The sequence below is a fragment of the Dyadobacter sp. 3J3 genome, assembly GCF_009801115.1.
Classification (GTDB): Bacteria; Bacteroidota; Bacteroidia; order Cytophagales; family Spirosomataceae; genus Dyadobacter.
The window spans coordinates 417362-440665 of sequence record NZ_VTOL01000004.1 but is presented as its reverse complement, the minus strand read 5'-3'; the positions used below and the strand labels follow the sequence as shown (position 1 = coordinate 440665).

The window sequence follows — 23304 nt, the reverse complement described above, 5'->3', positions numbered from 1 at the left end:
GTATTAAATTTAATGTGCAGATCCCCTGAATTCTGTTTCAGCGTTGCTACCTTTTTTTATTTTTATAAACGATACCGAAAGCGCCGCCAGGACGAGTAAAATACCGGCAAGTCTTATCGCATTTACAGGATTATTGCCCAGCAAAGATTCATAATACATCGGCAATGTAAATGTTTCCAATAACATTGGTATAACAATAAACATATTAAAAATCCCCATATAAACGCCCGTCCGTTCGGGTGGAATACTTCCTGCCAGCATGATATAAGGATTTCCCATCATACTCGCCCATGACAAACCCATGCCTATCATGGGAATAAAAAGAAGATATTTATTATGAATAGAAGGTAACGAAATCAGCCCGATCCCGGCCATTAACATACAAAAACCGTGCAAATATTTTGGTCCATATTTTTTGGCAAGCCACGCAAGTCCAAAAGCGGAAACAAAAGCTACTGCGTTGTAAAAAGCGCCCATCGGCCCCACCCAGATTTCAGCCTTCCGAAATAGCGGACTTTCAGAATCAATGGTACCGTATAAAGTTTGTGATACGCATTTGGCGATATATTGCCAGTAAATAAACATACCATACCAGCTAAAAAGCATCATGGGTGCCATCAATTTCATGGTCAGCGGCATTTCCCGCATGGCTTCAAATATTTCGCTGAACGTGGAAGAAACCCCGGCTGGAGATGCTCTTATTTTTGCTTTTTCCTCATCAGTAAGCGGGATTTCTTTGGTTGTTTTTAATGTCCACAAAATAGAGGTAATCGAAACTACCCCACCGATTAAAAACGCCAGTAAGGTTGAAGTTGGGATACGGCCAATTTTACCGGATTCAGAAACGGCGAAAAAATTGATCAGTAAAAAGGGAGTCAGATAGGAAAGCGTTTGCCCTAAACCTGTAAAAGCACTTTGTGTCAGGAAGCCAAGTGAATGCTGACTTTTATCGAGCTTGTCACTGACAAAAGCGCGGTAAGGTTCTTGTGTAACATTATTGGAAGCATCTAGTATCCAAAGCACACTTGCTGCCATCCATACAGAGCTGCTGAACGGCATGATCAATAAAGAAAGGCTGCAAAGTACCGCACCAATCAAAAAATAAGGCGTCCTCCGCCCCCATTTTGTAATGGTTTTGTCACTAAGCGCACCGATAATAGGCTGCACGATCAAACCGGTCATAGGCCCGGCAAGCCAGAGTAACGGAAGGCTGCTTTCATCAGCTCCGAGGTAGGAATAAATGGGGCTCATATTTGCTTGCTGCAAGCCAAAACTATACTGCAAACCAAAAAAGCCAAAATTCATATTAATGATCTGGCCAAAAGACAACTGCGGCTTGTAAAATTTCATTTCATCGTTTTTTCTTCAAATGTAGTATTGTTTTATAAAGAAAAAAGGAAAATATTATCAGATTGAATGATTACCTAAACATTATATCCGTCTTATTTGAAAAACAAAAACGGGCTATTGGTTTTATCCTAAAACCAGTAAAACAGCAAAAAAATAAAGCGGAAAAGCGAATCAAATGATCCGCTTTTCCGCTTTATGCACTATTGAATGAAACTCAGACTATTTTACGTCCCAGAAAATTTTGGTAGTAAGTTTATCCTGGTCTCTTACCGCTGAATAGTTATTCGCATTGTAAGAAATCTCATTACTTGGTATCGTCCATTTTACAGGAGGCAAAGTCTGGTTATTTGCATTGTCAACCTGGAAAGTAAATGTTGGAAGATCAAGTCTGCGTGTTTCTGCCCAGTTTTCGTAAGGCTGAACAAGGTTGAAATGAAGCCATTTTTGCGTAGCAATCAAAGCAAGTTTTGCAGTGCTTGACGTTGCTTTATCCCAGTTTACTGCATCTAGGGCAATGTAAGCCGTGATGGAAGCATCCGTAGCCGGAGCTGGTGCAACGTTTACACCTGTTGCATTACTCACTGCCAGAATTCCATTATAGAATTTGGTCGAAAGAGAAATCGCTGATTCATATGCAGCCTTAGCAGAAGCATCGTTTCCAATTCTCAAATAATATTCCGATTTAATCAGGCTCACTTCCGCTGCATTAATAATCACACCTGGAAAAAACTGGTTGTGGCTTGTAACATAACGGTTGTAAATCGCAACCTGTCCTGCATTTGAAAGTGCAGTTTGAACTGCGGAAGTTGCTGTTGGATCAATACCAATGTATTTTCCCGCTGCGCTTGCACCTGGTTCAAAAAGAATTGGCAAACGTGGATCTGAATTCGTATTCATGAAATCAATCATCTTTTTACCCGCTGTGTTGCCATACCAGGTTCCACCCGAAGCAATCCCATCCTGGAAACCTTTGGAGTTAATATCCGAATTTATACTGAATACATTGATCTGGATATTCTGATCATTGGTAGTAACAATTGGATATGTTGTAGCATTACCCAAAATCTCAGCCATTTCAGTAGCAGATCTTGATTTGAAAGCCTCAACACCAGAAACACGGTTCAACATTCTCAAACGAAGGGAGTTGCTGTAACGTTTCCAGGCAGTAAGATCACCTTTGTTGAAGAAATCCTGAGTCTGGAAAGATTTAAGGTATCCCGCATTAATTGTTGTTGCGTTCAATTCTGCCGAAATGCTCTTCAAGTCATCAAGCATCAGGGTATAAAGCGTCTGCGGATCATCAAATTTTGCCAAAGAGTTAGCATAATCACCACCTTTGATACTTACCATACCAGCCTCAGTGAAAGGAATAGCACCAAAAAGGTCGACCATTCTTTCTGTCTGATCGTACAAATAGATGGTAGCAACAGTCATGAAGAACTTACGGTCAGCTTGTTCCGCAGCTGTTTTAGAATTATATACTTTTTGCAGCTCACGGTATTGAGCCAACATGTTGTAATAATTAAACCACACTGCTTCTGTACCCGAAGAACCTGGAATGTATTGTCCCGAATCATTGATCCAACCTGTAACCTGATTGTAATGATTGATCGAAGTGCGCAACGCTACGAAATAATTGGTATATCCCGGCAGGATATAATCTTTTGTGGATTGTAAAAAACCAGTGAATTGTTTTTCAACCGTAGTTTCAGCAATCTTCGACGGATCAGCATAGGAATCAGTGAAATCCGATTCTTTACAGGACACTGCACCAAGCAAAAGCCCTGCTAATATTAATGAGGATATTTTTTTCATTTTCATAATCGAATTAAAAATTAGAAGCTTGCTCTTAACATAACACCCATGGTACGGAATGATGGGTTGTTACCCGCGTTATTCACGTTTTCATACCATCTAGTACTTGCATTGGTTTGTTCAGCATCAAGATCTTTGATCGATCTGTAAATGAAGAACAGGTTACGCCCGAATACAGATACTGTTACATTCTGCGTTCCGATTTTGTGTGCAATGAAAGCTGGCAATCTGTATGCAAGAGAAATTTCTCTCATTTTAATGAAGTTGTTTTTCTTAACATACAATTCATAACGAGAGCTACTGTACTGCGGCCCACCCCAGTTGTAAGTACTGTTGTAATAAACAGCCTGAGAAACAACGTTCGTATTCGCTTCACCTGTTGAAGTTACACCTTGCATCAGCATACCGTCATGATAAATTGTAGCACCACTCGGAGCTACTCCGTCTGTTGTCTGAACACCTTTACCATTCGCGTCAACATAATAAGTCAAACCGCCATGTTCTGTATCCATTGCGGTCAAACTTTCCTTAGTCAAACCTCTTGAAGTCATCCAGTTGATACCGGTTGGCATGATTGATCCACCCATTCTGAAATCGGTTACGATGTCAAGGCTGAAACTTTTGTAGCTCAGGTTATTGATCAAACCACCTGTCAGCTTTGGCATTGCATTACCTACTTGTTTAAAATTAGGATCAAGCGCATAAATACCATTAGGCCCTACAACCTGTTCTCCTTTTTCATTTTTAAGGATACCGTGTACAAAAATATCTCCCATCGGACGACCAACAACTGATCTCAACTGAGCTGCATTACCATCAAAATCGGCATGGAGCAATTCTGTTGAATTATTAGCAAGTTTTTCAACTTTGTTAGTGTTTTGTGCAAGGTTCAAAACTACATCCCAGTTGAAGCTGTTCAAACCTTTTCCTTGTATCGGAGAAAAATTCAAGCCTACTTCCAAACCTTTATTTCTCAAAGTTCCTACGTTAGCAAGGATTGATCTTGCACCAGTCGATGAAGCAATCGATAAAGGTAAGATCTGATCAACGATCTGCGCGTTGTAATAAGAGATGTCTAAACCAATACGGTTATTAAAGAATTTTGTCTCCAAACCGAATTCAAATTCACGTTTTTGTTCAGGGCGGATTTTGTCATTACCATAACTTGAATTCATGTATGTATACAATACAGACTGTCCGCCTGTTTGCTGAACTTGCAAACTTCCTTGTTGGTACGCAACGTTTGCCTGATAAGTCTGTGGATAGTTACCCACAACTCCAAACGAACCTCTTACTTTACCATAGCTGAAAAACGATGGCAGGTTAAATACATCTGTGAAAACAAAGCTGGTATTAACAGATGGATACACAAATGAGTTGTTTCCTTTTGCCAAAGTAGATGTACGGTCTCTTCTTACAGTTCCTTCGATAAAGAAAAAGTTTTTATAATCGAAATTTACAGTTCCCAAATAAGCATCTCTTGTGAATCTGATACGGGAATTAGAACCGTTCAGGTTGTTTACGCCGGCCGAAAGGTCAAAGAAATTTTCGGTGCTCAAACCTCCGTTTGTGCTCAGACCTTCCAATGTGGTAAGTTCTTTACGCGCATTGTACCCGGCCATGACATTAACTGTAATATCCTCGTTCAACTTCTTTTTGTAGGTAAGCAAAGCTTCACCAAAGACATTGTTATAAAGGTTGTTGTTCATTCCAAATGCTCCGGAATAACCAAATGCCAGTGGTTTTTCAGTTGCTTGTCTGTCTTCTGTTCTTTCAGACGTAAAATCAGTTGCAATTCTACCTCTTAAATTTAGTTCCGGAGTAATGTCCCAGTGTTGGGTCAAACTTGCAATAATACGGTTGCTATATTCGTCGTATGTATTTTTTCTCGTGCTCCATACATAATCAGCAATATCACTTTTGAAACCGTTGTATTTGATATTTTCATTTGGCGTCAAACTTGGGTTACCAGAAGCGGCCGTAACATATTTATATCCCTGGCTTGTCTGATATTTGTTGAAGTACCAGTCAGCAGACTCAAAACGGTTCATCATACCTGTAAAGTTGTTGATCATACGATCTACTTTGAAAGGTCTGTTGTGCGTATGCTGATTTACAAAGTTTACTGTAATGTCAGTCTTTAATTTTTTACCTGTCTTAAAGCTCGAATTAAGGTTAGCAATGTTTTTGCTGTTTTTCGAATCGTAACTGATCATTCCGTTATCCTGACGTGTGAAAGAAAAACGAACATTCGCATTGTCAGTCACTTTTGAAACTGCAAGGTTAATATTTGAGCTGCTTGCATTCTGGAACAAGTTTGCATAGCTGTTGTTTGATGGAGAATAAGGTCTGACCACACCATCAAATGCCATAACTGGCTGACCATCAAATTTAGGTCCAAAGTTAACCGTTGCATTAAGCAAACCTCTTGTTTCTTTAGTACCGTCTCCATCCGTATCATAATAAATAAATCCGGCTGCATCCTGCCCACCATTATTATAATTCAATGGATATCCCGGACCTCTTACGTTCTGGTATCTTGGAAGGTATGCGATTTTATCAACGTTGTAACTTGCGCTGAAATCCACTCCAAATCCTTTTTTGCCTTTTCCGCTTTTTGTTGTTACCAACAATACGCCATTCACTGCTTCAGAACCGTACAAAGCCGCTGCGGATGCACCTTTCAAAACAGTAATAGTTTCGATATCCGCCGGGTTCAAGTCCAAAAGACCATTACCACGAATACGTTGATCACCCCAGAAATCTGTATTTCTTGATTCTCCGTTACGAATTGGCACACCATCCAATACAAGCAAAGGCTGTGTATTTCCTGAAATAGAACTGAAACCACGAATACTCACACTTACACCACTGGTTGCTCCACCCGGAGTAGCATTGATCGTAACACCTGGTGCCTTTCCGTACAATGCAGTTGCAAAATTTGGAGATGCCGTTTTCACAAGAGATTCGTTGTTGATCGTTGACGTAGCGTAACCCAATGCACGTTCTGCTTTAGGAATACCAAGTGCAGTTACAACAACTTCATTTAATTGCGACGCATCTTCTTCCAAAGCAACATCTACGACAGATTGATTTCCTACAACAACTTCACGGGTTTTATAACCAATGAAAGAAAAAACAAGTGTATTCTTTTCTGTTGCCGTGATACTAAATGCCCCGCTGGCATCTGAGGTAGTACCTGAAGTGGTACCTTTTACAAGTACAGAAACGCCTGGCAGCAATTGCCCGTCAGGTGCACTGGAAATTTTTCCTGTGATCGTCTGAGCGAAAACAGGAGCGCTCATCACCATAATCATGACAATAAGCTTAAGTAAATTTTTTCCCATAGAGAGTAAATAGGTTTTTTGGTGAACAGCAAGAATTCTTAATAAAAAAATAATGCAGCACAAACTTAATAAAATATTTTAATAAATATCAAAAGCATTTAAAAAAAAATATGTTTATGAAAAATGTTTTTAATATATATCTCGAAGTTGTAGTAATGAAGAATAATCTTTTGTTTAAAAAAACAAGAGATTGTAGTTAGTATACAGGATCGTATACGTTACGTTATAATTTTAACAGGAACAATTCAATTAATATCCCAATTGAGTACTAAGAAATATAATATTCCAAGCAAAGTCTGTTATAGAAACAGACCAAATTTTCCACATAATACAAAGCATTAAATAAATTCTGCTGGTTTTAGAATTCACAGAATTTATTTAATGCGTTTAGAATAATTTCTATATAATAATTGTAACTAATATTTTTCAGAAATTATAAATCAGGGTGCCAGCTGCTCCAAAAACCGCTTTTCCTAAATCATCCGCATGGCAAATAATCACGCTGGTCACTCCTTTTTCCAAAGCAGAAAAAGCATTATCCAGTTTTGGGATCATTCCCTTGTTAATCACGCCAGACGCTTTATATTCAGCGTAAGTCACAGGTGTTAAGGAAGATATCACAGATTCATCATTATCCGGGTCAGATAAAACCCCCTTTTTCTCAAAACAGTAGATCAGTTTTACATCGAAACTATCTGCCATGGCTACCGCTACGGCCGAAGCCATGGTATCTGCATTGGTGTTTAAAAGCGACCCCTCATTACTATACGTTAACGGTGCAATGACCGGAATGAGATTACTATTTAATATAGCTGCAATCTGGCTATCATTAACTTCTTCTATATCCCCTACAAAACCATAATCAATCGTTTTTACAGGACGTTTCACTGATCTGATAATTCCACCATCCGCACCGGTAAGCCCAATTGCGTTACATTTTAATGACTGCAAAGTTGCAACGAGGTTTTTGTTTACCAGTCCACCATATACCATCGTTACCACATCCAGCATCGGCTTGTCGGTGATACGGCGACCATCAACCATTTGAGTTTCTATCTGAAGTTTCGCAGCAATTTGTGTTGCTACTTTTCCTCCTCCGTGTACGAGAATTTTCATTCCCGGCAGCTTGGAGAAGGTATCTAAAAACCGGGCAGAAGCTTCTGGATTATCAATTACATTACCACCGATTTTTATTATGTAAAGAGATTCAGACATTGAAATTACAGTTAATGTTCCTTTTTAAAGTCTGCAAAGTTAGAAGAAATCATCAATAGCAATTTAATTGTGCTGCGAGGTTTTAATAAAATAAATTTTGCCTCAAACTTCACTTACATCGATTCACGAAAGCTAACCGCTTAAATTTGTACATCCGATCTTATATATTAAACAATAGAATTTATGTTATTTTACATGATGAATTTTTTTAGAAAAATTACGTTGAGTATTAAATCAGGCAGCGACGATTACTGCCTTCAATCTTATAAATTAGAAACCTGAATTACCTAATTCAGCTCCTACTATCAAAATATCCAATGAAACGAAGTATTTTTCTATTCATTATTGTTTGTGCATTTTTTGCAAAAACCAATGCCATTGCCCAGATTCAGAAGCATGCGCAATGGACTTATACTTTCTCAAAAAATGAAGCCAAAGCAGGTGAAACGATAGATCTCATTTTTACCGCTGTGCTCGATAAAGACTGGTATATCTATTCCTCAGATTTCGATCCGGAACTGGGTCCGATGCTTACAACATTTAAGCTTACACCAAATAAATCATTTTCGTTGGTTGGAAAATTGAAACCGCAGAATCCGAAAACAAAATATGAGGAAATCTGGGGCGGAAATGTCAAGTTTTTTGATGGGAAAGCCGTTTTCAAACAAACTATAAAAATATTAACGGACAACCCGGTTATTAAGGGAAGTTCAGAATACCAGACTTGCAGCCATACTTCAGGAACCTGTGTCCCGGGAAGTGATGATTTTGAATTTAAAGGTTTAAAAGTTGTAGCAGGAGCTTCCACTGAATCTGTTGGAACAACACCGGCAGAAGAAAAAACAACCGCAGCTACGGAAATAACGGATACTACTTCTCAGGAAACAGCTAATATTTCCTTATCGGCCGGAGATTCTGCAACTGCTTTCAAAGCAAAATCTGAAACTCCGAAAATAGATTTAACTGCCGAAGATACCGGTGCAGATAAATCATTATGGGCATTTGCATTGGCTGCTTTTTTATCGGGATTGGTCGCTTTGCTGACGCCTTGCGTTTTTCCAATTATTCCAATGACGGTCAGTTATTTCACCAATCAAACGAATGGAAAAGTAAAAGCGCTATTATATGGTATATCAATCGTATTGATTTATACGCTTATCGGAACAGTCGTTTCACGATTGAACGGACCTGCTTTTGCAAACTTTTTAAGTACGCACTGGATTCCAAATGTACTTTTCTTTGCCATTTTCTTCGTCTTTGGATTATCATTCCTGGGACTTTTTGAAATCGTTTTGCCAAGCGCTTTTGTAAATAAAATGGACGCTAAATCGGATCAGGGCGGATATGCCGGGATATTCTTTATGGCTTTTACATTGGTCCTTGTTTCGTTTTCCTGCACAGGGCCAATCGTGGGAAGTTTGCTGGTAGCATCTGCGGGCGGTGCAGTTGTCAAGCCGATTGTGGGTATGGCGGCTTTTTCTTCCGCTTTCGCTATTCCATTTACCTTATTCGCCTTATTTCCCCAATGGCTAAAATCTTTGCCAAAATCTGGCGGCTGGTTGAATACGGTAAAAGTAGTGCTCGGTTTCTTGGAACTGGCCTTAGCATTGAAGTTTCTAAGTATTGCAGATCAGGTTTATCACTGGCATTTACTGGATCGTGAAGTTTACCTGGCGTTCTGGATCGTAATTTTCTCCATGCTTGGATTCTATCTTTTGGGAAAGATACTTACCCCACATGATTCTCCAATTGAGCGCGTGAGCGTTCCCCGGATCTTGTTTTCTATTATCACTTTCACTTTTGTGGTTTATATGCTTCCAGGCATGTGGGGCGCGCCCTTGAAAGCATTGGCAGGTTATTTGCCCCCGCAATCAACCATTGATTTTGATCTTAGTAAAAGAGCTAGCGGAATTGCTCCGGCAGCCTCTTCGGGCGAAACTAAAAAGTATGCGGATCTTTTCCATTTACCTCATGATCTGGATGGTTTTTTTGATATCAAAGAAGCGCAGGCTTATGCCAAAAAAGTAAACAAACCAGTTTTTATTGATTTCACAGGACACGGTTGTGTAAACTGCCGGGAAATGGAGGCCAGGGTTTGGCCGGATCCGGAAGTTTTGAAACGCCTTCAGAATGATTTTGTCATTGCTGCACTTTATGTAGATGATAAAACGGAACTACCGGAAGCCGACTGGTACACTTCAAAATATGACAATAAAGTAAAGAAAACGATCGGAGCACAAAATGCTGATTTGCAAATTGTTAAATATAATAATAATGCGCAGCCACATTACTGCATCGTCGATCAGAATGGAGACCTTTTGGTTGCTCCCAAAAATTACGATCTAAATCCGGCTCATTTTGTAGCCTTTCTGGAAAGTGCAAAAGCTGCTTTTAAGAAATAGAGTTTAAATAAAATTTCAGGAATGGCTTCATTGTTTAAACAGTGGAGCCATTTTTATTTAAAAACCACAAATAAATCAGCATATTTTACAGAACTTCGTCTTTCGCTAAAACGTTTTTCCTACTTCCTAACACCACAAAAAATTACCTAGAATCTGTGAAAACAATTTTTCATCAAATGACAAAGAGCTGCTTTTTTGCTGTCTTGCTGTGCGGATTTAATATCTGTGTCGCACAGAACTTCCGACCACCCGCTGTTCCGCTGATTACAATCGATCCATATACCAGTGTATGGTCATTTGGGAATGAACTTAACGGCTCACCTACTAAACACTGGACGGGAAAACCAAATCCACTAGACGGATTAATTCGTGTTGACGGAAAAACATATCGTTTCATGGGCGCTGCTGTACCCATTTTAAAAACAGTAATTGGTACGGCGAAAGTTGAAGAATATCAAGCTGTTTATACAACTGAAAAACCAGCTGCTGACTGGAATAAAGAAAATTTTAAAGCCACTGGGTGGGAAACCGGAAAAGCACCTTTTGGCACAAAAGACCGGAATGACAACATGCTGAAAACCGGAACCATCTTTCCAAAAGAGATATGGTATCGCCGTGAATTCACTTTGGACAATATCAGTTTTGAGAAAATCGGTTTGAATATTTTTCATGACGATGACGTATCCGTTTTCATAAATGGTGTCTCAGCCTATGAATGTTCTAATTGTTTTACGGGTGGTTATGAAACAAAAAAGATTAGTGAAGCCGCCAGAAAATCATTAAAAAAAGGGAAAAATATCCTGGCTGCTTACTGTAAAAACGGAGCAGGTCCGGGATATATTGATATAGGTTTGACAGACGAAATTGCACCAAAAGGGACAGATGTGATTAGGACTGCAAAACAAACCAGTCTGATCATGAAAGCAACGCAAAGCATTTATTCCTTTGACGCCGGACCGGTGCAGATCACGGCAAGTTTTGTCGCTCCGTTACTAATGGATGATCTTGCATTACTATCCAGACCAGTGAATTACATTGTTTATGATGTCAAATCGAAAGATGGAAAAGTACATGATGTTCAGGTATTTACATCTGTTTCCGGATTATTGGCTGTTAATGAAGGAAATCAGGAAGTAACAGAAAGAGCCGGAAAAGATGGAGGATTGCTTACGCTTGCTATTGGAAGTCTGGATCAAAAAGTTTTGCAACGCAAAGGTGATGACGTACGAATTGACTGGGGATATGCCTATTTGGCCGCTTCTGAAAAAACGGTTTCAAGTTCTGCTTTTGGAACACCAGCTGGCCTTATCAAAAGTTTTTCTCAAAAAGGTACGCTTGATCCGATCAATACGATGGTAATCGGCACCGGTGAAACAAGAGCGATGGGCACCATTTCCAATATCGGAAAAGTGGATAGCAAAGGCGCTTCTAATCATGTTTTACTAGGATATGATGACGAATTTTCTGTTCAGTATTTTGAAAAAAATCTTCTTCCATGGTGGAATAAAAGTGGCGACAAAACCATTCAGGGAGAATTGAAAGAAGCTGAAACAAATTTCAATCAGATTATGATTGCATGTAAAGCAGTTGATATAAAAATTTATGATGACGCTTTAAAAGCAGGTGGAAAAATCTATGCAGAACTTTGTACTGCTGCATATCGTCAGGCCATTGCTGCGCACAAATTGGTTGCCGGACCGGGTGGAGTTCCGCTATTCTTATCAAAAGAAAATTTCAGTAACGGATCAATCGGAACTGTGGATATTACCTATCCTTCGGCACCCCTATTTTTAACCTACAATCCGACCTTATTAAAAGGAATGATGGAACCGATTTTCTATTATTCTGAAAGTGGGAAATGGAAAAAACCATTTGCGGCGCATGATGTAGGAACATATCCGCTAGCAAACGGACAGACTTATGATGAAGATATGCCGGTAGAAGAATCAGGTAATATGCTGATTTTGACTTATGCGATTAGTAAGGCTGAAAAGAATTTAGAATTCGCGAAGAAACACTGGGAAACCTTAACAGTCTGGGCAAATTATTTGAAGAAAGAAGGTTTCGATCCCGCAAATCAGCTCTGTACGGATGACTTTGCCGGCCATTTAGCGCACAATACTAACTTATCTATCAAAGCAATTATGGGCTTAGCCAGCTATGCGAAAATGGCTGAACAATTAGGTCAGAAAAAAGAAGCAGACGAAGTGAATGCTTTGGTTAAAGAGTATGCAAAAAAATGGATGGAAATGGCTGCGGACGGAAATCATTACGCCTTGACTTTTGACAAAAAAAATACATGGAGCCAGAAATATAATCTGGTTTGGGATAAACTTCTTGGCTTGAATGTGTTTCCAAAAGAGGTGGCGAAAAAGGAAATTAACTTTTATCTGACAAAACAACTGGCTTTCGGTCTACCGTTGGACAGCCGTAAAACTTACACAAAATCGGACTGGATTTTGTGGACAGCAACGTTAGCTGATAACCAAAAAGATTTCGAAGCTTTGATTAAACCAGTTTACAAATACGTAACAGAAACTACGGATAGAATTCCTCTTTCTGACTGGCATGAAACTACTGATGGAAAATCGGTAGGTTTCCGGGCACGTTCGGTTGTTGGGGGATATTATATGAAGGTGCTGGAAGCGAAGTTGAAATGATAAAATTGGGGTGAGTATTTTAAATGCTCATCTCATTTTATTCATTATTTTCTAAATCGTTTTGGACCTTTTTTACAAATGATTCAGGGCAATTAATAAGTGTTGCGATTTTGGAAATCCTAAGGTCAGTATGGAGTAATAGATTTTTAGTAACCTCGTAAGTTTTACACTGCGAACCCATTTCGATGCCAATTTTTGTACCTATTATGACGCCCTTTTCAAATGCCTCCTGAAAGGTTATCAACTTTATAGCTTCTATAATCCCCATACTTTATTGCAATTTTTTAGCTATCCAAATTTGAGTTAGGTACTATTTTCCTAACCGCAAATCTTTTTGAACCTTTTCGACCAATGATTCAGAGCAATTAGCGAGAGCCGCAACCTTAGAAATTTGGAAATCAGTATTTATTATAAGATTTTTAACAATTTCATAAGTTTTATTATACTCACCCGTTGCAATACCCTTCTCAATTCCCTCTTCCAAAGTAATCATCTTAATTGCTTCTATAATACCCATACCTTTCTCATTTCCAGTTAATATATCTACCTCATTATCAAATTTACTATTTATTTCAGGATTTTCAATGTAAATGAAAGTCTTCAGGAAATACAGAAAACGCCTGATTTTTTCGTTGTCATAGCGCTTGCTTTTTACCAGTGCACGCACGATTTCCAATCTGTGTTCTCCGAGTTTAGATTCCGGAATTTTATCTGCTAAAGAAACCTTTTGCGCAGTAAGAATTACGAGTGCGAAAAGATTATCCATTCCTATTAATTGATCCTCATCATGGTCGAATATGTGATAGGAATTGTACCTGTAAATAATTTCAGTTCCTAAAAACTTCTTTCGATATTCCGAAGACGGTTTTTGATTTAGCTTACCGGTAAATACGGCCAATGCCGCAACTTCGACTTCAAATCTATCTAATATCCTGTAATAATATTGAAACATTCGTTGCGGGAAATTTTTAACGGCGCCATCCTGAATTTCAATGTGAACGAGAATATATTCTTCGGCACCTGTTTTCAGATACGTCTTCACTAACATATCCACAAACCGATTTCCTCCCCTTTTCTCCAAATCAGGGAAAAGTTCAGCCAGCTCCTTATCCATAAAATCAAAACCCCGTTCGAAATCAAAAACGATATCCGCGTTTTTGAAAAAGAAATATAAAAGGTCAGAAAACGATTCTTCAAATGCACTTTTTAGTAATATATCGTTTTTCTTACGCATCAAAATTCTAGTAATATGCTTTCAAACAGATTAACATAAAAAAATCTTAACAAAATAAAACCACTTGTAAAAACTGATAATTCAGTAATACAAGTGGTTTTATTTGTATCTGCATCCAGACGTAAAATCCGGTTGCTCGTCTCGAAAATGAATGCGTTTTATTTATTCAAAGTTTTGAAAAGCATTCCTTTTTCAACTTTATCTGTCAAAGCCATTCCGTTAAGAATTGCTATATCGTCAAGCTTATTATCCGGCATGTTTGCATCTTTCAAAAGATCACGAAGTGTACCGTCGCGTTGGGCAGTTTTTATTCTGATACGATCAGGCTCTCTATTCAATTTGGACTGATCTGTAATAGACTTAAATCCTTGTGCAACCGATTTGAACTGGTTCAAATTTGATCCAAAATCTGTACTCGCTGCAACACCATGAATGGCATAAATCGATCCATTATACTGAATTAACCAACTCGCAATCTGTGCCGCATTTGCCGCAGGAGCTGTTTGTCCCTGAGCTACTTGTTTTGCGATCATGGCAATAGCAGGAAATCCGTTAATCGTCGTTTTGTTATTTTCAGAAGTTTGCAGACCGTAGTTTTTAATAACCGTTTGCGCAGCTTCATCAAGCGTTTTGCCTTCTGCAATTGTAAATAACATCATTGCCTTTCCATCTTTCGATGCCATTTGAAACTGTGCAGGCGTGTTTTCTGTCTGCCAGTCGGCTGGAACAGGGAATTGGAATTTTAACTCCGGATGATAAAATTGACCACCTTCTACAAACCCTTGTTTTGGATCAACACCATAAATCAATCCCTCAATTTTTCGCAGATAAACATCCCGGTTGACGTTATATTTTGCCTGGTGCGCTGTTTGATAATTCGTTGCAAGTTTTTCAACAGTTACCTGACGATTTCCCGGATCCGGGTGGGTCGACTGGAATGTAGGAATGCTTGCTCCGCTTTTGTCACTGATTTTTTTCAAAGTACCAAAAAAATCTGCCATCTGATGTGCATCGTATCCGATTTTGCTCGAATATTCTACACCCAATTCATCCGACTGACTTTCATGATCACGACTGTATTTTAAAAGCAATAACCCCAAACCCTGCGAAGCCTGATCTGATAAACCTCTGAATGTTGGAGAAAGTACTGATCCTGCCAGTATTATACCTTGCGAAAAAACTTGTTTGGTTTGCTGACTTGCTGAGTGGCGAGCTGCAATGTGGCCAATTTCATGACCTAAAACACCAGCAAATTCTGCTTCATTATTAAAATGAGCCATAATGCCGCGGGTGAAGTAAACATATCCGCCAGGTACTGCAAAAGCATTCACGACCGGAGAATCTACAATAAAAAATTGATAGTCAACTTCCGGACGATGAGAAACCTTACCCATCGCTTTTCCCTTTTCATTGATGAAGGCAGTCAGGTTTTTATCATCATACAATCCCATAGAAGCCACAACAGAGGGATGAGATTCTGCACCCAGTGCCTTTTCCTTTTCCGGCGACATCAAAATAATTTCTTTCTTTCCCGTTACCGGATTTCTTGAACAACCGGAAAGAAGTCCTGCGCCCAAAACACAAGCGAGTATGTGTAACTGAAATTTGGTATTCATAAAAATTTGTAATGTTTTTGTTAGTGAGCTGGTCAAAATTAAGTAAGTATTGCTCTGTAATCAAAGAATCATGCCAAATGACATAACAATTACTATGACTAAAAAACATACTGCCGGTTACATTTTACGGTAGCTTAGTTATTTTAGTGAATTTATCAATCTCTTTATTAACTTACCTTCACTTACAGAATTGTGGCTCAATATTATCAAATAATAGCCGAAAATTAACCCAGACACGTTTTATAGAAAGACTTTATCTCATGACATCAAAAAAAAGTACGTTCAGCGCGCTTCCAACCTGGCTGGCTCGATTTGATTTTCTTGGGATATTTGAAAAAGACCCTTTCGGCAATTTCCTGACTATTAAACGCTTCTTTATTTTTGTTATTGGCTGGTTTACCTATTATCGTTATACGGCAGTTAATAAAATAAAAATTACAGGAAGTGAGCAGCTGATTGACCTCCCGGATCATGGTGTTATTTTCTTATCAAACCACCAGACTTATTTTGCAGACGTTATCGCATTTTACCACATTTTCTGCGCAACGAAATGGGGCTATAAAGATAGCATCGCACCACCGTTTTACCTTTTTTCCCCAAGAGCACGCTGCTATTACGTGGCTGCTTCCGAAACGATGAAGGAAGGTATTTTACCAAAACTTTTCAGTATAGGCGGCGCTATCACTATTGATCGTTCCTGGCGTGCAAATGGTGAAAACGTAAAACGTGAACTTGATAATGCTGCGCAGGACAAAATTGGTATGGGCCTCAAACATGGCTGGGTTGTGAGTTTTCCCCAGGGCACCACCAAACCCTTTGCGCCGGTCAGAAAAGGAACGGCGCATTTGATAAAAGAGCATCAGCCCATTGTTATTCCCGTTGTGATTAATGGTTTCAGAAGAGCTTTTGATAAAAAAGGGTTGCGTTTTAAAAAGAGAAATACAACACTTACTGTTCAGTTTAAAGCTCCCATGCACTTTTTACCGGACGAATCAGTAGATGACATGATTGATAGAATCACCAAAGCAATTGAACAAGAACCTCCGAAAGAAAGCAACGTTTTACTTCCTATCATGTAGCACGGCATCATTTTTGTATTACTCAGCATATCTCATTCATAAAATTTTATGGCTCAAAAAGTATTAATTACCGGCGGAACAGGTTTAATTGGAAAAAGACTGACGACATTGCTTTTGAAAAAAGGGTATAGAGTTGCTTATCTTACCAGAAGACCAGTAGAAATTCCTTTTGTAAAAGTGTATGAATGGGACGTGAAAAATAATTACATCGAAGCGGGTGCTCTGGAAAATACTACGTATCTGATACATTTGGCAGGAGCCGGCGTTGCTGATGAAAAATGGACCGAGGAAAGGAAAAAGGAAATTTTCAGCAGCCGTACGGATAGTATTAAACTGATTGCGAGAAGGTTAAAAGATCTAAAAATAACCCCAAAATCTTTTATTTCTGCTTCCGGAAGTAGCTATTACGGTGAAGATACAGGTGATATCCAGCATACCGAAATGTCACCTCCCGGTAAAGACTTTTTGTCGGAGGTAACCATTGAATGGGAAAAGGCAGCTGATACCATAAAAGCATTTGGCGTAAGAACTGTAAAACTAAGAACGGGTATCGTTTTAAGTAATGATGGAGGTGCTGTTCCAAAAATGGCCCAACCTGCAAAATTTGGATTTGGAGCTCCTTTGGGCACAGGCAAACAATGGCTTTCCTGGATTCATATTGATGACCTTTGCAGATTGTATATTGAATCTATGGAAAAAGATTCCTGGGAAGGCGCATACAATGCGGTAGCGTTTCCTCCCGCAACCAATGAAGATTTTACCAAACAAATCTGCAAAGCACTTAATAAACCGCAATGGCTTCCGAATGTACCTTCCTTCGCGCTTCGTCTTGTTTTTGGAGAAATGGCTAATGTCGTTTTAGGAAGTAATTATGTGATCAATCAGCGTATTAAGGATGAAACGGATTTCAAATATGATTTCCCGGATTTGTTGGAAGCATTGAAGGATGTCTTGTCAAAATAATATCAATAGACATAAATTGGATTGGTATAAATCCACGGTAGCTGTTTTCTCCTGAATTTCAATCGGGCTACAATCCGATAATTCCCTTTTTTATTTTTAGTTTGAAATTCGTAGTCATAACTATCTTCCTTACTATCGATAAGTTTTCCATTTTTATACAATTCGAATTTTACGGCAAATGGCGAGATAGCTTTTAATTTCAATACATTTTTACTTTGGATTGAATCTCCAATAATCGCGTTTATTTTCCCCGAACTGTCGGTTGAAACGAATTGAAAACCCTTCGCTTCGGCCAGACTTTCAAAGGAAATATATGCATGTCCTTTGACTAGATCATTTTTCAAAGATCGACTTGAAAGTGTATCACTAAAAATATGCGTGTTGGCAAAATTGAAAGAATGAAAATAAGTATCGAGTTCCATTTTAAAAGCCCAACCCGCGACATCAGGTTTTCCCAGTAGTAATTTTTCTTTCCAACCGGGCTCATTAATAGAAATCGTTTTCGCATTGGGCCCAACCCATTCAACTTTTCCATTCTTCAAATATTTTGCCCGGAGACTTTGGTTGTTATGTGCGTCAACGGCTGCCATTCCTACTATTTTCCGATGGTTATTTAGAGAATCCCAAAGCGAAATAATTTTCGTTTGTTCATCAAAAAGTTCGCGATAACTCCAGTGCCGATGGATACCGCTGTTTATCATGCCGTTGATTAAAAATTTTACCGGATTTTTTTCATCAATAAGATCCGAGTGAATATTATAAATTTCCAGTCCCTGATAATCCGGATTGGCCCAGTCGTGTCCATCCTCTGAATGCAGATAAAAAACCATCCCGCCTTTTTTTACCACATCATGAATCAGCTGGCTTCTGTCACTTTTCCAATCCAGCACTACATTTCTTAGCGGTGTTACCATCATACTGGGTCCCGGAGATTCCGTACCTGATTCGATGACGATATCATTAAAAATTCCGTGAATTCCTCTCGGAAAAGTATCCAGATCGGACATGCGGTGGTCGGCGAGGAAAATGAAATCCAACTTTGCCTTTTTGGCGGCCGGGAGTATTTCGGCCAAAATACCACGGCTATCATGCGAACGATACGTGTGAGAATGAAGGACGCCTTTGAAATCCGTTTGCGGTATTAATAACTCCGGCTTTTTATATTTTTTCCACAAAGCAGTTCGCTCATGTTCGAGTTCAGGATAAACTACATATCGGTTGTAAAATGGCGGGATAAAAAAGTAAAGGAGTATAGCCAGAAAAAATACGGCCAGGACTTTAACCAAAATAAGTAAAACACGTCCGATTATTTTCACCGTTTTCATTTTAGGAGAAGGATTTAAGAGAGTTTATTAATGAAAGCAGTTTGCAAGATAAATCTAAGACGTGCAGATTTTAAATTTATATTAAATAACCGGAAAGTTCACAGGAGGCTCCGAAGGAGCCATGGAAAGTGCAGACGATACGTTATTACCAGAAACAGGCGGCTCCGATGGAGCCTTTTATAAATACCAAACGTATCTAATTAGTTAACGGACTATGACTTTCCACCAAAGCTAATCGCCAAAAGCTAACAGCCAAAAATTACTCTTCTTCTTCCTCACTCAGTACCTGCCTCGTTTCCAGCCATTTATCCCTCTGCACTTTTGCCCGAAAATCATCCTGGACATTGAGCTGGATATTACCATTGCTAAAAACCGTCATTTGTAAGCCTACAAAAGCAAGTGCTTCATTCAGTCTTGATTCCAGAGGTTCATTCGTAAAAATGCATTCTTTCCAATACCATTCCAGCTTTTCACCGGCGATTTCTTCCACTACATTTTTATAATCGTCAACAGTATAACCAATGAACGGTTTACCAAAACGTTGCCATAAAACTTGCATGACCGTATCCAAAGAAGCTTGATGATTGGATTTTTTTCGCAGGTATAAATCCAGAATCAAAGCCACCAAAGCACCTTTATGATATACCGAAACTTTTCGGTGCGGAATTCCTTTTTCGTATCCATCCAGCCACAAATCAAAAGAAGATTCGGCCAGAGATTGGGACGCCAGAGCATTATTTTCAAAATGCCGTTTCATGTAAACCTGCAATTCTTTTACATAAGCTTCATCATCGAAAACACCGGAGCGCCTTAAAAACAAATCGCCATAATAAGTTGTGCAGCCTTCGGCTACAAAACAAGTTTCAAAATAATTTTCTTTTGTAAAATCATACGGCAAAAGCTCGATAGGACGAATTCTGATGATATTCCATGCGTGAAATAATTCATGAGAACTTACCCCTAATAAATCGGTATATAATCCTTCGCCTTCATCATCCGGGCCCAAAACAATCATCGTAGAATTATGATGCTCTACACCGTGATAAAAAGCGTTTGGCAAAATCAGGTTCAGAAAATGGTAATCCTGCTCTGGAAATTCGCCCATGGTAGCAATCTGCTCTCTGGAAAATCTTCTGAAATCGCGCTGGATACGTTTCCAGTTTGGCTTCAGATTCCCGTGCATCCAGATATGGAACTGAACACTGCGAACTATATAATCAGATTTCTGCAAGGTTTCTGATGCAAGAAGCGGACTATCGACCAATTGATAAAAATCCTTCGCAGCCAGTTGATGACGACCGGAAGATTCCAGTCCGCAAGCGATTTCAAAATTTTCCGGCAATGCCAGTGAAACAGAGCACTCATCATTAATTCTCCCTTCGGTATAAAAACAAAAATTGATAAAATTGAGATACCAAAGCTCTTCATCAACATAACTGCTGCCAGCATTTTGTATCGCCGCAAAGAAAGAATAGCGTATTTGAACTGTTTTTTCAGAATTTGTTTTAACCTCCCAACGATCCTTCGTGATTTTGCGTATCGGTAGTTTATTACCACTTATTGAATTTGCTTCAATAAATTGAATATTTTTGGCAAAATTTTGAATTTCATAACGTCCGGGGCGCCACGCAGGTAACTGAATTTCAACCTGATCCGTCGTAATTTCAGGGATGGTATACGTGATTGTCAGGAAATGCGAAGCCGGGTCAGTTACAGAAATTTGATAGTGCATAAACGTTGAAATGAGGCGTAGTAATGAGGGTCAAATCAATAATAAACCAAAAGTTAAGAATTTTGCGTTAGTATTAACAATATTAAAATAAACCATTTAGAAATGAAAAGGAAAATCCTCCTGTCCTGCTTATTTATCATCACACTAGCGATTAAAACGACAGTATTTGCACAAAACGATGAATATTACCGTCCGGATACTATTAAAAAAGAAAGACCGGTAAGAAAAGAAATGCCTCCTGTTGAAGATAAGGCTCCGGTTGAACCAAAGAAAGTTGAGAGCGATTTAAAAAATCTTGCATTCAAGGAAAGGATACGACTAGGCGGAAGTTTTGGTTTAAGTTTTGGTACAATTACCAATGTCAACTTATCCCCAATGATTGGTTACCAAATTACGGACAAACTTGTTGGTGGTGTTGGAGCAACCGTAATGTGGTTTAAATCAAAATACTTTGGATATAATACTATTAACTATGGAGGACGCGCTTTCCTGATGTATCAGATTGTGCCGGTCGTTAATATTATAGCAGAGTACGAAACTTTAAATGTACCTATGTCCTATCAGCGCAGGACTTGGCTAAGTTCTCCTATGATCGGTGCTTCATATAGCCAGCCAACAGGTGGGAAATTAATCCGGGCAGTTCATTTTACAGCACTTTATAACGTTAATTATAATAACCAGATTGATCCTTACAACCAGGAAAATCTTTCACCATACGGAAGCCCTTTTGTTTTTCGCGTGACTTTTCTGTAAATCAATCCGTACTTTTGTAACAACCATTTTTTCTGCTGCATTTTTGCGTCACTTTTCAATTCTGGTGCACAAATCAATCAGATTCATTAACAAATACTATTACGTTTTCATTTTCAATCTTTACTACAAGAGAAAATGAGATCATTTAAATTATGGAAAATCCGGTTTTAATTTTTGGTGCAGGCGCATTGGGTATGCAGGCACTTGATATTTTTAGAAGAAATAATGTACTCGTCTATGGCATCCTGGACGATAATAAAGAATTACACGGTAAAGAATACGGCGATGTCAGTGTTTTAGGCGCTACGGACGACGAAGGTTTTATCAATATTATTGGTGAAAAATGTGAAACTTTTGTCGCCGTTGGTGAACGGTCCGTTCGTAAACAATTGACAGAAGGTTTGAACGAGCGTTTCAAAAGTATGCCTGTTAACGCAATTCACGACAGCGCAATTATTTCAGAAATGGCAACGGTTGGACATGGTAATCTTTTTGCAGCACGTGCTGTGGTTGGAGCGACCTCTGTACTCGGAAACCATAGTTTATTTCTAACAGGCTCAGTTATAGAAACGGCAGTCAAAATCGGAGATTATGTTACCGTTGGAGCAGGAGCAATTATCAATGACCGGGTAACAGTCGCTGATGGCGTATTTATCGGATCAGGTGCAATTATTGTTGCAGGTATTCAAATTGGCAAAAATGCCCGGATTGGCGCAGGTTCTGTTATTGTTGAAAATGTTCCTGCAAACGCAACCTTTTTCGGAAATCCTGCAAAGAAGATTTAGATCTGTTTTGTAAGGAAAAAACCAATGCTTGCTGAGTAAGAGCTGGTTCAATGTTAAATACCTCAGTTTAAATCAATAAAATTAGTAGATAGTTTTTTTATTCACACGAAAAGACACTACCTTTGCAGTCCTTTTGACAGAAATAGTGAAAGAGCTAAGTAAATACAACATAGACATTTACGGTTTGGAAGACAAACAGTATGACTATGATATGGAGTCTGGAGACGCTTTTTTTGAAGAATTAGAGCAAGATCTCATCGAACGCGGCCAATTTAAAACCCACGTGGCTTTAAAAAAATCTGCGACTATGCTTCAGTTACATTTTCATACTGAAGGTTCGGTCGAATTAACTTGTGACCGTACTTTGGAACCGTTTGAGGAGCCCATAATTTCGGATCATCAGATTATTTTAAAATTTGGGGACCGTGATGAAGAGCTGACCGATGAGATAGAAATCATCAACCGGAACACAAACCGGATTAATGTTGCGAAATATGTATTTGAATTCATTGCACTTTCGCTACCGGTAAAAAAACTGCATCCAAGTCTAAGGACAGACGATGATGCCGACGAAGAATCAGAAGATGACGAAGTAATACTGGTGTATTCTTCAGAAGACAATGAGGATAACGGCGACGGCGATTCCGAAGAGAAAATTGACCCACGTTGGGAAGCATTAAAGAAATTAAAAGGGCAATAAAGAATTAATAATTCTGAGCCGCATATAAAAGTTTTTCAAACCGAATATTAACAACCGAACATAAAGCATCATGGCACATCCTAAGCGGAAAATTTCCAAAACCCGTCGCGATACACGCAGAGCACATGACTTCCTTACAGGCAAGCAATTGTCAGTTGATTCTTCAACAGGGGAAATCCATCAGTTCCACCGTGCGCACGTACACGAAGGAAATCTAGTTTATAGAGGCAAAGTTGTTGTTGAAAATTATGCCAAAACGGTTTAATTTTTGATGATGATAATGCCAATTTCGCAACAGCCTTATAAAAGTTGTTGCGAAATTCTTTTT

General features: G+C 38.9%; 16 protein-coding genes. 8 read left to right on the top strand and 8 right to left on the bottom strand.

The features are described from left to right. Window positions 1–9 precede the first annotated feature (9 nt). From FZF08_RS11440 to argB, 4 genes are all read right to left on the bottom strand, one after another. Window positions 10–1350: an MFS transporter gene (locus FZF08_RS11440; protein WP_159468800.1), complete on the bottom strand. Its 1341-nt coding sequence runs from the start codon at window positions 1348–1350 to the stop codon at window positions 10–12. A 219-nt stretch (window positions 1351–1569) separates the two neighbouring features. Continuing rightward, window positions 1570–3165 carry a SusD/RagB family nutrient-binding outer membrane lipoprotein gene (locus tag FZF08_RS11435; protein WP_304487028.1) on the bottom strand — a complete coding sequence of 532 codons (1596 nt, stop codon included), beginning with the start codon at window positions 3163–3165 and terminating at the stop codon, window positions 1570–1572. Window positions 3166–3185: 20 nt separating this feature from the next. Continuing rightward, window positions 3186–6512, bottom strand: a complete 3327-nt coding sequence (locus FZF08_RS11430) for a SusC/RagA family TonB-linked outer membrane protein (protein WP_159468796.1) — start codon at window positions 6510–6512, stop codon at window positions 3186–3188. Between the two features lie 426 nt (window positions 6513–6938). Further along, window positions 6939–7727: an acetylglutamate kinase gene (gene argB, locus FZF08_RS11425; protein WP_159468794.1), complete on the bottom strand. Its 789-nt coding sequence runs from the start codon at window positions 7725–7727 to the stop codon at window positions 6939–6941. A gap of 317 nt (window positions 7728–8044) precedes the next feature. Here argB and FZF08_RS11420 point away from each other — a divergent pair, with 317 nt between their 5' ends. Together FZF08_RS11420 and FZF08_RS11415 are read left to right on the top strand one after the other, a co-directional pair. Further along, the gene (locus tag FZF08_RS11420; RefSeq protein WP_159468792.1) at window positions 8045–10129 is read left to right on the top strand and encodes a cytochrome c biogenesis protein CcdA; all 2085 of its coding nucleotides are present in this window, start codon (window positions 8045–8047) and stop codon (window positions 10127–10129) included. 176 nt (window positions 10130–10305) lie between these two features. Further along, a complete protein-coding gene (locus tag FZF08_RS11415) occupies window positions 10306–12789 on the top strand; it encodes a glutaminase family protein (protein WP_159468790.1) in 2484 nt (827 codons plus the stop codon). 310 nt (window positions 12790–13099) lie between these two features. Here the strand turns inward: FZF08_RS11415 and FZF08_RS11410 are convergent, their stop codons facing one another. Beyond that, window positions 13100–14023, bottom strand: coding sequence for a hypothetical protein (locus FZF08_RS11410; protein WP_159468788.1), 924 nt, complete (start codon window positions 14021–14023; stop codon window positions 13100–13102). A gap of 158 nt (window positions 14024–14181) precedes the next feature. Further along, the gene (locus FZF08_RS11405; protein WP_159468786.1) at window positions 14182–15639 is read right to left on the bottom strand and encodes a M48 family metalloprotease; all 1458 of its coding nucleotides are present in this window, start codon (window positions 15637–15639) and stop codon (window positions 14182–14184) included. Between the two features lie 260 nt (window positions 15640–15899). Between FZF08_RS11405 and FZF08_RS11400 the strand changes: the two genes are divergently transcribed. Continuing rightward, complete coding sequence (locus tag FZF08_RS11400; protein WP_159468785.1) at window positions 15900–16718, top strand: 1-acyl-sn-glycerol-3-phosphate acyltransferase; 819 nt, start codon at window positions 15900–15902, stop codon at window positions 16716–16718. A gap of 48 nt (window positions 16719–16766) precedes the next feature. Next, a complete protein-coding gene (locus tag FZF08_RS11395) occupies window positions 16767–17681 on the top strand; it encodes a TIGR01777 family oxidoreductase (RefSeq protein ID WP_159468783.1) in 915 nt (304 codons plus the stop codon). A 2-nt stretch (window positions 17682–17683) separates the two neighbouring features. Here FZF08_RS11395 and FZF08_RS11390 read toward each other — a convergent pair whose 3' ends face one another. Together FZF08_RS11390 and FZF08_RS11385 are read right to left on the bottom strand one after the other, a co-directional pair. Then, window positions 17684–19006 (bottom strand): hypothetical protein, encoded by a 1323-nt coding sequence (locus FZF08_RS11390; RefSeq protein WP_159468781.1) that lies wholly within the window; start codon window positions 19004–19006, stop codon window positions 17684–17686. A gap of 259 nt (window positions 19007–19265) precedes the next feature. After that, window positions 19266–20738 carry a M61 family metallopeptidase gene (locus tag FZF08_RS11385; RefSeq protein ID WP_159468779.1) on the bottom strand — a complete coding sequence of 491 codons (1473 nt, stop codon included), beginning with the start codon at window positions 20736–20738 and terminating at the stop codon, window positions 19266–19268. A 102-nt stretch (window positions 20739–20840) separates the two neighbouring features. On the opposite strand from FZF08_RS11385, the gene FZF08_RS11380 reads away from it, so the two are divergent. The 4 genes from FZF08_RS11380 to rpmF all read left to right on the top strand — a co-directional run bounded on the left by FZF08_RS11380 (window position 20841) and on the right by rpmF (window position 23241). Continuing rightward, window positions 20841–21491, top strand: a complete 651-nt coding sequence (locus FZF08_RS11380; RefSeq protein ID WP_159468777.1) for a hypothetical protein — start codon at window positions 20841–20843, stop codon at window positions 21489–21491. A 152-nt stretch (window positions 21492–21643) separates the two neighbouring features. Continuing rightward, window positions 21644–22276, top strand: coding sequence for a NeuD/PglB/VioB family sugar acetyltransferase (locus tag FZF08_RS11375; RefSeq protein WP_159468775.1), 633 nt, complete (start codon window positions 21644–21646; stop codon window positions 22274–22276). 145 nt (window positions 22277–22421) lie between these two features. After that, window positions 22422–22976, top strand: a complete 555-nt coding sequence (locus FZF08_RS11370) for a DUF177 domain-containing protein (protein WP_229216500.1) — start codon at window positions 22422–22424, stop codon at window positions 22974–22976. A gap of 70 nt (window positions 22977–23046) precedes the next feature. Further along, window positions 23047–23241 carry a 50S ribosomal protein L32 gene (gene rpmF / locus FZF08_RS11365; RefSeq protein ID WP_090337350.1) on the top strand — a complete coding sequence of 65 codons (195 nt, stop codon included), beginning with the start codon at window positions 23047–23049 and terminating at the stop codon, window positions 23239–23241. Window positions 23242–23304: the final 63 nt, after the last annotated feature.